This window comes from Lacipirellula limnantheis (assembly GCF_007746075.1).
Lineage (GTDB): Bacteria > Planctomycetota > Planctomycetia > Pirellulales > Lacipirellulaceae > Lacipirellula > Lacipirellula limnantheis.
Map to the genome: position 1 here is coordinate 6,136,288 of NZ_CP036339.1, position 12,952 is coordinate 6,149,239.

A 12,952-nucleotide genomic window follows, 5' to 3' on the forward strand; every position below is an offset into this window, starting at 1 on the left:
TTCGCATTGCTAACTCTGAGGGCCGTTTCATGCCTAATTCAGCTGGCCAATGGCGTCGTCTTGATGGATTGATGGCGGTCGCGGTCGGTGGACTCGCGCTGCTGGCCGCCATGGAGCCGGCGTGGGGGGCTGATTGGCCCCGCTTCCGAGGCGCGAACGGCTCGGGCGTCAGCCGAGACTCAGGGATGATTCCGACCGAGTGGAGCGAAACGGAGAACCTCAAATGGAGCGCCGAGTTGCCGGGACCAGGCAAGTCGTCGCCGATCGTCGTGGGAGATCGAGTGATCGTCACAGCGTGGAGTGGCGAGAATCCGCCGGACGATTTGCGACGACACCTGCTCTGCTTCGACCGGAAGACGGGAAAGGAATTGTGGCACAATACGATCGAACCCCTGACGCCCGATGAGCCATTCCGCGGGATGTTCACCGAGAACGGTTATGCGTCGCACACGCCGGTCAGCGACGGCGAGCGAATCTACGCGTTCTTCGGGCTCGACGGCGTGCGGGCTTACGACATGGAGGGCAACGAGCTCTGGCGAACTACTGTGGGCGCAGGAACCGACCCGAGCGGCTGGGGGACGGCGTCAAGTCCGATTCTGACGGACAAGTTGGTGATCGTACCGGCTACGTCGGAAGACGCGTCGCTGGTGGCGCTCGACAAGAAGACCGGGAGAGAAGTTTGGCGGCGCGAGGCGGCGCTCTTAGAAGGGGTGTGGGGAACGCCATTGATGGTTGAGGGCGCCGACGGAGCCGAGGAATTGGTGATTGCGACGCCGGCCGAGATCTGGGGGTTGGCGCCCGACACCGGCAAGATACGGTGGTACGCGGTCGGGCCGGAATCGAGATCGATGAGTTCCAGCGCCGTGGCCGACAAGGGAGTCGTCTACATGGTCGGGGGTCGCGACAGCGGCACGATGGCTGTTCGCTCCGGCGGCCAGGGAGACGTCACCGAAAGCCACGTCGCGTGGAACAACAATTACCGTGGCGGGATTGGGACGCCGATCTGCTTCGACGGACTCCTCTACAGCATCAACAACGGCGTGGCGACCTGTTTCGATGCGGGTACCGGCGAGCGCATCTACCAAGAGCGATTGAAGCCGCCGGCGGAGCAAGCAGCGACGCCGCAAACGACGGAAACGCCAGCAGCAGAGGCCGCGACTGGCCAAGTGGCAGCAGAGCAGAGTCGGGCAACGGTAGCCGCCCCCGGAGAGGCGCCGGCCGCGAAACCGGCGTTCGAGGGTTTTGGCCGGCCCGGCGATTTTGCCGACCCGCGTGAGTTCGGCGGGTTTGGCGGCGGCTTCGGCGGCGGCGGCTTCGGCGGGGGCGGCCGCGGCGGGATGCGGCAGCAGGATTACTCGTCGCCGATCGCGGCGGATAGCAAGATTTTCTTTGTCCGCCGCGGCGGCGAAACCTATGTGCTGGCTCCGGGACGCGAGTTCAAGCAACTCGCGGTGAACAAGTTCGCCAGCGACGACGGCGACTTCAGCGCGACGCCGGCAGCGAGCGACGGGGAGTTGTTCATTCGCTCGAGCAAGAAGCTTTATTGCGTGGGGAAGTAAGCTTGACAAAAAAGCACGCTGGCCGCGAGAGCCCGGCCAGCGTGGTATGTCTCCGATCACGTCGGTTATCACTTCAGCCCCCGGCTACGCCGGGGGGGTCGGTTGCCATTCCGGAAAGCGTCGTCCAACGTTGCGCCACCCCCGGGCGATGCCCGGGGCTACAGGCCGCCAAGGATCTTCTTCACGCGTTCCCAACCCTCGGCGAAGGCTTTCTTGTCGTCGTCGCTCGCGGTCGGTTGTTCGCCGGCGCGGAGGAAGCCGTGGCCGGCGCCTTCGTAGACGACTGGTTCGTACGTCTTGCCGAGCTTCTTCATCGCTTCGGTCACGCGCGGCACCTGCGACGTGATGCGGGCGTCGTTGCCGCCGTAGAAGCCGTAGACGGGGGCCTTGATCGACTTGAGCGCGGCTTCGTCTTCGGGCGCCGTGCCGTAGCAGACCATCGCGGCGGCGACGTCGGGGTTGTGTCCGGCGTAAGCGAACGACTTGCCGCCCCCCCAGCAGAAGCCGATGACGGCGATCTTGCCGTCGGCGGCTTCGATCTTCTTGGCGTAGGCGGCGACGGCGTCGAGATCGGCGGTCACCTGGTCGGGCTTGAGGGCGTAGATCCCTTGCGTGGCCGCGTCGCGTGAGGCAAACGCGGCGGTGCCGCCGCCGTCGGGGCCCGTGCCGCTAAGCAGATCAGGAGCGAGGGCGACGTAGCCCGCCTCGGCAAGGCGGTCGGTGACAATCCGCTCCCAATCGGTAAGCCCCTTGTTCTCGTGGATGATGATGACGGCGGCGGCCTTGTCCTTCACCTCGGGGAAAACGACGAAGGTCTTTACCTTGCGGCCGGCAGGGGTTTCGATTTCGACCCACTCGTGATGGCGGGGGGTGTTGTTGAGCCGCTCTTGAACGGGGTCGGTTGCCTGGGCGCGCGCTAAGCCGCCAGCGGCGGCGGCGAGCGACAAGGCGATGGCGACATGGAGCGCGAAACGGTGAAACGAACGCATGATGTGTGCCTCCCGAGTGGTTCAATGAGTCTCGGCGCAGGGCCGAGCGCGATACGGCGTCCGCTCAGTAGTGTACCGCGGCGAGAAGCTGGAGAGAATCTAGCGATGGCGCCGGCGCGCCAAGCCGCAAGCGGCGGCGGCGAGGAGGGCGAGGGTCGCCGCGGCAGGTTCGGGGACGGCGGCGACCGCGGCCGCAGCGGGGGCGCCGAAGTTCTGGCCGAAGCTACGTTGCCAGACCAGCAGATCGGCGGCGTCGACCTTGCCGTTGCCGTTGCCGTCGGCCTCGGCCTTCGTCGTTGAACCGAAGTCGGCTTTCCAGACGGCGAGGTCCGCGCCATCGACCTTGCCGTCGAAGTTGTAGTCGCCGTTAGGGAGATTGAGAGGCAGAATCGTATTGAAGGTGACCAAGTTCGCCTTCGTAATGTTGCCGCCGGAAAAGTTGCGTACGGGCAATGTGTCGAATGGACTCCCGGCGTTCACTCGCGGCAGCGCCGCGATGGCGTCGGCGACCGTCATGCCGTTGCCGACGACGCGACCGAACACCGTAAAGCCGCCATTCTGCGAATCGAGGTTGCCCGAGTTATCGGCGAGGTTGAAGAACCACTGGTTCGTCGCGCTGTTGATGGTCGTCGGCGTGGGCTGCTGTCCGGCCGGGGGACCAATCTTGGCGAACGCAATGGTTCCGCGCAGGTTCGAGATGCCCGGCTCATTGAGGACGGGAGGGTCTTGGGGAACGCTCAGCGGGCTGGTGGCGCCGGTGGGAAACGTGAATCCGCCGCCCTGCACGATGAACCCGGGAACGCTGCGGTGGATGAACGTGTCGACCCAGTCGCCGCCGGTGGCGTAGTTCAGGAAGTTTGCCGTCGAGAGGGGCGTCGCCGTGTTGTAGAGACGAACGTCGATGTTACCGAGCACCGAGTTGAAGCGCACGACGGTCGCGTCGCCTCGGGACGTCGCGAGCAGCGCTAGGGCGACGACGACGCACGTCTGCAGCGAGCGTCGAAAGGATGATTTGAACGACATCAGAGGTGCCTGCTCAACGGGCTGCATCGCGACGACGTCGCAATCACGCAGAAAACCTTTGCGATTGCGGCGGCGAACTTCTGTTCCGGAAAAAGAAAAAGGGCCCGCGGGGCCGTTCATTTAGGGTAGTCGCGGCCTGCGGGGCTGTCCACGAACTGGGCTCGGGGCGTGGCGAGGGGCTGCGCATCTGTTAAAATCCTCACGCCGCTGGCGGCGTGGACACTTTTCGAATGGGGAATGGCGAATGGGGAATGGGGAATAGACGCGGCCGACCCCCGAGGGTAGGTCTTCCCCCATTCAGCATTCGCGCTTGATCAGCTCCGCTCCGGCCGGCCATTGAGCGGCGGCGCCACGGTCGGCCCGCAGCTACCTATTCATTTACGCAAACATTCACTTACTCACTCACCTTACTCATCAATCGCCATGGCTGCATTTCCTGAAATCGGCAAGATTCCGTACGAAGGTCCGCAGAGCAAGAACCCGCTCGCGTTTCGGCATTACAACGCCGACGAGAAGGTCGAAGGCAAAACGATGCGCGACCATCTGCGGTTCAGCGTCGTTTACTGGCACACCTTCCGCGGCACCGGCTCCGATCCCTTCGGCCCCGGCACCGCGGTGCGCCCGTGGGAGAGCGGCAGCGACACGGTGGAGAACGCGCAGAACCGGGCCCGCGTGGCGTTTGAGTTCATCGAGAAGCTCGGCGCGCCGTTTTACGCGTTCCACGATCGCGACGTGGCGCCCGAGGGGAAGACGCTTGCCGAGAGCCACAAGAATCTCGACGCGATCGTAAAAGTCTTCAAGGAAGAGCAGCAACGGACCGGGATTAAACTGCTGTGGGGCACGGCGAACCTCTTCAGCAATCCGCGGTTCATGCATGGCGCCGCCACGAGCCCGAACGCCGAGGTCTTCGCCTACGCCGCCGGACAGGTGAAGAAGGCGCTCGAAGTGACGCACGAGCTCGGCGGCGTCGGCTACACCTTCTGGGGCGGCCGCGAAGGGTACCAGTGCATCTGGAACACCGACATGAAGCGGGAACTCGATCACCTGGCGAAGTTCCTGCATATGGCGGTCGATTACGCGAAGCAAATCGGCTTCAAAGGTCAGTTCTACATTGAGCCGAAGCCGAAGGAACCGACCAAGCACCAGTACGACAGCGACGCGGCGGCCTGCCTCAACTTCCTTCGCGAGTATGGCTTGAAAGATCATCTCAAGCTGAACCTCGAGACCAACCACGCGACGCTTGCCGGCCACACGATGCAGCATGAGCTGCAAGTCGCCGGGGCAGCCGGGGCGCTCGGTTCGATCGACGCCAACACGGGCGACATGCTGCTCGGCTGGGACACCGACCAGTTCCCGACCGACATCTACCTCACGACGCAGTGCATGTACGAAGTGCTGAAATACGGCGGCTTCACCACCGGCGGCGTCAACTTCGACGCGAAGGTGCGGCGCGAAAGCTTCGAGCCGATCGACCTGTTCTACGCCCACATCGGCGGGATGGATGCCTTCGCCCAGGGGCTGAAGATCGCCGCGGCGATGCGGGCTGACGGCAAGCTGGCGGGGATCGTCAAGGAGCGCTACGCGAGTTGGGACAGCGGCCTGGGGGCGGAGATCGAGGGTGGCAAGCACTCACTGGCATCGCTGGAGAAGTTGATGCTGGAGAAAGGCGAAGCCGCCTCGAACCGCAGCGGGCGGCAGGAGATGATTGAGAATCTGATCAATACGTATCTGTAGCCGGCGGCCGCCAGTTTACGAATGGCTGGAGCGGAATGCGAATCGGGAATGGGTAATGGGGTGCGTTCCGATGGAACAGTTTGCTCGCGATTCCTCCCGATTCCGTATTCAGCACTCAGCATTCCCCATTTTTTCTACGTCCGCTCCGGCGGCTCGGTGAGCCGTGGCTACGGAAAACTGGGCTGGTTAGTGGTACCTGGATGCTGGATATTGTGCGGCGCCACTTTTCCCGTATCTAGCATCCAGCAACTAGCATCTCCCCGGTGGTCGACTGGCTTGTCATCACAGCCGATCGAACGAATGCTGGCCGCGGCGTACGCGGCCAGACGCTCGCCTGCTTTCTGCGGACTTACTTTGGTCGCCGCGCCGTGGCGATGCAAACGCCTGAGCAGTGGCGACGCGGCCCGGCGGTCGCTGAGACGATCTTCGTCGGTCTGCCGAGTTCCTTCTCGCCAGAAGAGTTGCAACGGCTCGGCGCCTCTTGTCGCCGGCTGGCGGCATTCGACTATCTCGATCAGCAGGAACTGGCGTGGACCCCGGAGCAGGAGGCGACGCTGCGGCAACGGACCGATTGCTATTTGAAGCCGTGGTTCGAGCGCGCCTGGCGTCATCGCCTGCGGATGGGCATGCTGCCGATCCGGCGTTACGGCCGATTCACCGCGGCGGTGGCGGTCGATCGATTCGCACGCCGCTGGACGCGCCGGCCGGCGCGGACGTACGACGTGGCCTTCGTCGGTCGGCCGAACGAGACGCGGATTTACGTCGACGGTCGCGTGGAGAAAATGGACCAGCGCTTCCATTGGCTGAGCGAGATCGTGCGCGATGCGCCGGAGCTGCGGCTGTGGGGGGGGCTGGTTGAGATTTGCGACGGCGCACGCGGTCGGATCGAGTCGTCGTACGGCGACTTTCACGACCTGCTCCACCGCGAGGACAAGGTCGGCTTCGCGACGTACTACCGGGCGATGCAACGAAGCCGCGCGCTACTCGCCCCCGGCGGCAACGTGCCGTGGAGCTATCGACACTACGAATGTCTCTACGCCGGCGGCGTCGTGGTGACGATCGATTATCGCGAGCGCGACATGCTCGTGCCGCTGCCAACGGTCAATATGATTCACGTGCCCGACGGCGCGTCGGTGCTGCCGGCGGTGCGGGAGGCGATTGAGCTCAGCGAGCGTCGTCCCGACCTTGGCGAAGAGAACGTCGCCCACTTGGAGCAGTATCTGCGATTTGGCGCCTACTCCAGCCGACGGCCCGCGCTGCTGGAAAGGTTCGTTTCGCAGCTGTAGTCGCCGGCAACGACCGGCCGCAGCGGCGAGAAAGATTAACCACCAAGGCACGAAGATCATCAAGAAACACGAAGGAATGTAGGGAAAGGGACGCGCGAAAAACTAGGCGACGAAACCTGCCCTCCTGACCATGTCCTTCCTTCTCTGCTTTGGTGCGTCTTTGTGCCCTTCGTGCCTTGGTGGTTAGTCTTGAATCTCGCCGCACCGGCGGGTCGTTGACCCGCGGCTAGTTACGCGGCGCGTTTGCCGAAGCCGAGCTTGCGTTTGATGTGGCTGAGCTTCCAACGTTGCTTCCAGCTGCCGAAGGCGTGGTGGATGCCGATGGTCACGCCATTGTTGAGCAGCGTCTGCCGTTCGTGCCTGCCGCGCATGCGGTAGGGACTGAAGACAAGCCGTGGTTGAACCGTCATCGGCGGGTAGTTGTGGCGATTCTCGAAGAAGATCTTCGTCAGCAGCCCGGGGCCAGTGAGATTGAGAATGTCGCGTTCGGTATTCGAGACCGGCTTGCTCTCGATGACGTACTCGATGAGGTCGCGCCACAGCGGGTGCCCCGGCGCCGAGGCGAACATGCAGCTGGCGAGGGCTTCTTTCCAATCGCCCATCGCAAGCTCCAGCTCGTAGCCGAGCACCAGATCGGCGTCGGCGTAGTTGTAGGGGCGGATAAATTCGTAGTCGAGGTCGCAGTACAGGCCGCCAATGTCGTGCATCGCGACGTAGCGCATCAGGTCGCAGCGCATCATCTCGCGATTGAAGCCGGCGAAGATCGGGTAGAGCCGCGGGTGATGCTGCCGCACATAAGCGAGCGATCCGTCGTGCGTCCAGAGCTTGTAATCCCATCCTGGGTGGAACCGCCGCACGCTGGCGATGCAGTGGGCCCACCGCTTCGGCAGATTCTCGTCGGTCCACGCCTGGTGGATGATCTGCGGAATCTTCGTCGGCCGCGGCTGGCCGTCGAAACGGCCCTCGGCGACGATGCTGATCGGCTTCATCGACAGAATATCGTGATTGTCCATGATTACGCGGCGTCCTGTTGCAAAGTAATGGGCGGAGCAGCGAGGGCTGCGGCGACGGCCGACCAGACGCGGTCGACCGACAGGTCGCGCATGCAGCGGTGATGGTTGAGCGGGCAGGTGCGGGCCATGCAGGGTTGGCACGCCAGGCCAAGCGAGACGCCGACGTCGTGCGCGGCGCCGGTGCGCGTCGCCGCGACGCTCGTCGGGCCAAAGAGTGAAATCGTCGGCACGCCGAAGGCGACCCCGAAGAAGCGCGGACCGCTGTCGGTCGTGACGAGCAGCCGCGCGCGGCGGATTACAGCCTTGGTGAGGCCGAGCGGCAACGACTGTTCGTCGGCGAGGCTGGTGATGCGGTCGTCGCGCGCCTCGGCGACGATATTGCGGACGGCCTGGCGTTCGGCGGGGCCGCAGTTCAACAGCACATGCAGACCGTACTCGCGCGACAAGCGGAGGGCCAGCTGCGTGAAGTGGGCTGCGGGCCAGTCCTTCGCCGCGCCGAAAGCGCCGCCGGTGTTGAGCACGACGACGCGCTCGCCGGCGGGTAGGTTCAGTCGACGCCAAACGTCATCGGCTGCTTCCTCGTCGGCGGGCGTGGTGAAGAGTTCCAGGGCGGGCGACTCGGGTGACGCACCGGCGGCGTAGGCGACCTGGAGGTAGCCGCTAACCGGCGGAAGCGTCAGCGCACGCAGCCCTTGCTTGGCGGGGTAAACTCGGGCGGTGAGCAGCGGCGTGCGGAGGTTGCCGACTGCGCCAATGCGCTCGCGGGCTCCGCTACGGTAGGCCATCCAGCCCGTGCGGAGCGAGTTGGTCAGCAGCACCACGGCGTCGAGTTTCGCGTCGCGCAGCTTCCGCTGCACGGCGGGCCATTGGAGGTCGGCGGCAGCGGACGACTTCTTGTCGTACAGGATCTCGGCGTCGAACCAGGGATTGCCGCCGAGGGCTTCGGCGACGTAGGGGCGCATGACGGCGATCAGTTCGCCGGCGGCGACATATTTGCGCAGGGCGCGGATGGCGGGCGTGGCCATCGCCACGTCGCCGATCCAATTGGGCAGAAAGATCCCGAGGCGCATCCCTTCGCTCCATCGTTGGGCGCCGCTGTAGTGAGGGGTGCGAGTGTAACGGAGGGGTTCGCTAGCGGCAATTGAAGTTGCATGGTGCTAGCAGCCGCCGGTCAACGACCGGCCGGAGCGGAGTACCAATGGGAAATGTGAAATGCTGAATGGGGGAGGAGTTCGAACTGACAGCTTGCTCGCGATTCCTACCCATTTCCCATTCAGCATTCCACATTACGTCTCGCTCCGGCGGGTCGTTGACCCGCGGCTACAGGACTCCGCGCATGATCAAGTCTTCGCGGAGTTTGGCGGGCGTCGTGAAGAGCGTAGCGTCGAGGCCGACCGCCAGGGCGCCGTCGACGTTTTCCTGACGGTCGTCGGTGAAGAAGACCTGGCCTGGTTCAGCGCCCGCGAGCTTCACGGCGTGCGCGTAGATCGCCGGCTCGGGCTTCATCGAGCGGACCTCGAAGCTGAGGACGTACTGCTCGAAGGCGTTGTTCAAGAATGGATAACGACCCGAGGTGACAAACTCCCAGTCGAGCGTGTTGGTGTTCGACATGATTCCCAGCCGATGGCCGGCGGCGGCGAGTTGTTCGACGATCGCCACGCTCTCTTCAATCACCTCGAAGATGTCGCGACCGGCGGCAAAGAGCTCGTCGCGGTTCGGCTCGACGCCGAGCGTTTCGCAAAAGTGATCGTAGACGGCTAGCACGTTCAGGTCGCCTCGCTCGAATCGCCACTGGACGCTGCGGGTGCTGCCGGCCGTTTCGAACAAGGCGTGGCGGACCAATTCGGCCGAGACGCCGGCGACCTCGGCCATCTGCTTGCACATGCGGTCATGGCTGAACGAGAGGAGGACGTTGCCGAGGTCGAAGTAGCAGAAGACCGGCTGAGCTGACATGGGGGGCGCCTATAATTCGCAGTAGGAATCGGGGTGCGAGCGAGGGGCTGGACTCTGTTATAACAGTTCGCCGCGGTAAGAGTGAACTTGGAATGCGGGGAGATTAACCACGAAACACACGAAAAGAACGAAAGGAATACCTTCGGCTTTCTGTATTCCTTTGCGCCTTCGCGCCTTTGCGTGAAATCAGTTCTTATTCGCGTCTCACGCAAAGGCGCGCAGACGCAAAGCAGTAAGGGATACGCATGTTTCCCTGTTCGTTTCTTTCGTGTGTTTCGTGGTTTTTAGCTTTCTCGTAGATAACTAAAATCAGACTATGAGCAGCAGAATGTCTTACGTCGTTAAAAGTTCAATCATCGTTTTCGTCGTGATCTCTGCGACCGTGCAGGCGGCGGTAGCGAAGCCGGTTGGCGAGTCGGCGTTTGCGGCGAAGCGGATAGACGGCGCTGAACTGCGGATGATGGGCAACGTGCCGGTCGCCATTCTCACCGGCTCGCCGGAAGAGATTGGCCGCCAGCATGCGGAATTGCTTGCCAAGCCGGGGAAGGCGATGGTCGAGTTCCCCAAGCGCTTTGCCGAGCAATTCGGCGTCGAAGCCTTCTGGCCATTCGTGACGCAAGCCGGAAATACATTGGTCTCGCGCGCTCCGCAGGCGCATCGACAAGAGCTCGCCGCAATTGCGGCGCATAGCGACATCACGACCGATCAGCTGGCCGTCGGCAACACGCTGCTCGAACTGCGGCGGCTCGGCTGCTCCGCCATCGTCGTTGAACCATCGCGCAGCGAAACGGGCGCTCCGATCTTCGGACGCAACTTCGATTTCCCCACCCTAGGCGACCTCGACAAGTACAGCATGGTGATCGTCTATCGCCCCGAGGGAAAACACGCCTTCGCATCGGTCGGCTTTCCGGGCATGATCGGCGTCATTTCCGGCATGAACGACGCCGGTCTCGCCGCGGGCACGCTCGACGTCGAGCAGTCGGCCGACGGTTCACGCAAATTCAATCCCGCCGGCGAACCGTTGGCGTTCGTCTTCCGCCGCATCATGGAAGAATGCACCACCGTCGATGAAGCGGAGAAGCTGCTGCGCAGCGTTAAGCCGACGACGTGGATGAACCTCACCGTCTGCGATCGCGATGCCGGGGCGACGTTTGAAATCACCCCCGACCACATCGAACGGCGCGACGCGGAAGAGGGAATCGTCCGCTGCACCAATCATTTCCGTTGCGCTCGCACGAGCGTCGGCGAAGAATGCTGGCGCTACGACGCCCTCGACATTCGCGAAGAGGCCGGCCGAGTCGACGTACGCGACGTCCAAACGGCGCTCGACAGCGCCAATCAGGGCGAAATGACGCTGCAGACAATGGTGTTCGAGCCGCGAGATCTCGTGCTCCATTTGGCGATCGGCAAGCCGCCGGTGTCGCTCAACCGGATGGAGCGGATCGAGCTGGCGCCTCTCTTGAAGCGGTAGCAGTCGCTTCTTTGCATTTCTGCGCCGCAGTTTCTCTGCGTCTCTGCGCCTCCGCGCGAGTTTAATTGAGAAAGTCTCTCGCAGAGGCGCGGAGACGCAGAGAAGAGAGAAAGGAGATACGTCGCGGCAAGATGGGAGGAAACTGCCGCGATTGGCGATCGTGCTGGACTTCGCGGTGACGGCGGGCGATACCTTTGATTGTATCTGCCGTCGCTTCTCTGCCGCTGTCGTCGCGAGGTGCTATCGTGAGCGCTGATCTCTCTCGGTTGACTGCTATCGTTCACACCAACGGGCGCCAGCAGAGCGTCGCGCGACTGATTCATAGCGTCGCGTGGCTCTACCCGCAACTGAAAGTGCTGGTGGCCGACGACAGCCGCCAGCCGCAGCCCGTGGCAGGCGCCGAGCCGGTAAAGATGCCCCTTGATAGCGGCGTCAGCGCTTGCCGCAACGCATTGTTGGCGCGGCTCCGAACGCCTTACTTCCTGCTGCTGGAAGATAACCTCGAACTGAACCGCGGCTCTCACGTCGAGAAGCTGCTCGAGGCAGTCGCCGGCGGGCTATGCGACATCGCGGCGGGCGACATGATGCGCTGCCGGCGACGGTTCGGGTTGTTTACCAAGCGCGAAGCGGATCCGGGCCACGCGACGGTCGAGGTCACTGCGGAGGCCGTGCAGGTCACGGCCGGCTCGCGACCGGGCGTTGGCGGCGTGCAAGGCTGCGACGTCGCTCACAACTTCTTCGTCGCCCGAACCGATAAGGTGCGCGCGATGGGGGGATGGGATCCGCAGCTGCTCGTCGACGAACGATTGGAGTTCTTCGTTCGCGCCCGCCGCTTCGGCGTGAAAGTCGGCGTTTGCCCCGCAGCGGTCGCCTGGCGCTGGCAGGATGGCGCGGCAGCGAAGAACGTTCGCGATTTCAGCGCACTGGCGGTGACAAAGATGGGCGTCTCGCGGTTGGTCGACGCCAACGGGCGGATTATCGAAGCGTCCGGCGTACAAACGCGCGCCGCGTGATGCCGGTTGCTTGACGCTGGTAGAGACTGGCGAGCATGCGACTAGCCGGAGGGCCACGCCCCTCCGGGTTGCGGCAAGGTAAACGCAAGCGAACCGTTGGACGCTTCTGCCCGGGCCGCGCGGCAGATCAGGCTTGGTGGCCGTTTTCCTCCGCAGGGCAGGCCCTGGGCAGCATCGCATCGAGCCCGGGCTGCTCGATGCCACGGCGATCCGCTACAATTCCGCCGTTGCGCCGTCGGCGCAATTCTTGAGGCCGACTCTGATTCTTGGAGAGGCCGTGGCGGCGCGCTCGACTTCGGCGCCGCTTCTGCATCTTCGTTCCCGCGGGAAGGACGTTTCGCCCGCACACTGAGGACTATTGCCATGTCGACCGCCAATCCAATCGCCAATGCGTCGCCGCGCGACGTGGAACAGCGGCGTCACGCGGGGGAGCCGGTCGTGATCGTCGACGTACGGACGCCGGCGGAGTTTCGCGGCGTGCATGCCGTGGGAGCGCGCAATGTGCCGCTTGACGTGCTCGATCAGCACACTGCCGAGCTTCGACAAGCTGCGGGGACGGGGCCGCTCTATATGATCTGCCAAGGGGGCGGGCGATCGCGGCAGGCTTGCGAGCGACTCGCCGCGCAGCAGATCGCCGTGGTGAACATTGACGGCGGGACGAACGCCTGGGTCGCGGCGGGGCTGCCCGTAGAGCGCGGGAAGCAGACAATCTCGCTGGAACGACAAGTGCGCATCGCCGCGGGCTCGCTCGCCTTGACTGGCGCCTTGCTCGCATGGTTTGTCCACCCGGCGTTCGTCTGGCTGTCGGCCTTCATCGGCGCGGGCCTCCTGTTCGCCGGCGTGACCGACACCTGCGGCATGGGGATGATGCTGGCGAAGATGCCTTGGAATCGTTCTTAGAGATGCGAATG

11 protein-coding genes are annotated in these 12,952 nt (G+C 63.8%); 6 read left to right on the plus strand and 5 right to left on the minus strand.

Annotated elements, in window-relative coordinates:
- Positions 1-29: 29 nt before the first annotated feature.
- A complete protein-coding gene (locus tag I41_RS23995; protein WP_145435560.1) occupies positions 30-1,559 on the plus strand; it encodes an outer membrane protein assembly factor BamB family protein in 1,530 nt (509 codons plus the stop codon).
- A gap of 158 nt (positions 1,560-1,717) precedes the next feature.
- On the opposite strand, the gene I41_RS24000 is transcribed toward I41_RS23995, so the two are convergent.
- Positions 1,718-2,548 (minus strand): dienelactone hydrolase family protein, encoded by an 831-nt coding sequence (locus I41_RS24000; RefSeq protein ID WP_145435561.1) that lies wholly within the window; start codon positions 2,546-2,548, stop codon positions 1,718-1,720.
- A 99-nt stretch (positions 2,549-2,647) separates the two neighbouring features.
- On the minus strand, positions 2,648-3,571 hold the full coding sequence (locus I41_RS24005) for a peptidylprolyl isomerase (protein ID WP_168207125.1): 924 nt from the start codon (positions 3,569-3,571) through the stop codon (positions 2,648-2,650).
- A 423-nt stretch (positions 3,572-3,994) separates the two neighbouring features.
- On the opposite strand from I41_RS24005, the gene xylA reads away from it, so the two are divergent.
- Together xylA and I41_RS24015 are read left to right on the plus strand one after the other, a co-directional pair.
- A complete protein-coding gene (gene xylA, locus I41_RS24010; protein ID WP_145435562.1) occupies positions 3,995-5,305 on the plus strand; it encodes a xylose isomerase in 1,311 nt (436 codons plus the stop codon).
- A 263-nt stretch (positions 5,306-5,568) separates the two neighbouring features.
- Entirely contained in the window at positions 5,569-6,591 is a 1,023-nt protein-coding gene (locus I41_RS24015; protein ID WP_145435563.1) for a hypothetical protein, read from the plus strand.
- A gap of 230 nt (positions 6,592-6,821) precedes the next feature.
- On the opposite strand, the gene I41_RS24020 is transcribed toward I41_RS24015, so the two are convergent.
- From I41_RS24020 to I41_RS24030, 3 genes are all read right to left on the minus strand, one after another.
- The gene (locus I41_RS24020; protein WP_145435564.1) at positions 6,822-7,604 is read right to left on the minus strand and encodes a glycosyltransferase family 32 protein; all 783 of its coding nucleotides are present in this window, start codon (positions 7,602-7,604) and stop codon (positions 6,822-6,824) included.
- 2 nt (positions 7,605-7,606) lie between these two features.
- Positions 7,607-8,674, minus strand: a complete 1,068-nt coding sequence (locus tag I41_RS24025) for a glycosyltransferase family 9 protein (protein ID WP_145435565.1) — start codon at positions 8,672-8,674, stop codon at positions 7,607-7,609.
- A 250-nt stretch (positions 8,675-8,924) separates the two neighbouring features.
- Positions 8,925-9,557, minus strand: coding sequence for an HAD family hydrolase (locus I41_RS24030; RefSeq protein ID WP_145435566.1), 633 nt, complete (start codon positions 9,555-9,557; stop codon positions 8,925-8,927).
- A gap of 328 nt (positions 9,558-9,885) precedes the next feature.
- Between I41_RS24030 and I41_RS24035 the strand changes: the two genes are divergently transcribed.
- From I41_RS24035 to I41_RS24045, 3 genes are all read left to right on the plus strand, one after another.
- The gene (locus I41_RS24035) at positions 9,886-11,028 is read left to right on the plus strand and encodes a C45 family autoproteolytic acyltransferase/hydolase (RefSeq protein WP_168207126.1); all 1,143 of its coding nucleotides are present in this window, start codon (positions 9,886-9,888) and stop codon (positions 11,026-11,028) included.
- Positions 11,029-11,273: 245 nt separating this feature from the next.
- On the plus strand, positions 11,274-12,041 hold the full coding sequence (locus tag I41_RS24040) for a glycosyltransferase family 2 protein (RefSeq protein ID WP_145435568.1): 768 nt from the start codon (positions 11,274-11,276) through the stop codon (positions 12,039-12,041).
- 363 nt (positions 12,042-12,404) lie between these two features.
- Positions 12,405-12,941 (plus strand): rhodanese-like domain-containing protein, encoded by a 537-nt coding sequence (locus I41_RS24045; protein WP_145435569.1) that lies wholly within the window; start codon positions 12,405-12,407, stop codon positions 12,939-12,941.
- Positions 12,942-12,952 lie beyond the last annotated feature (11 nt).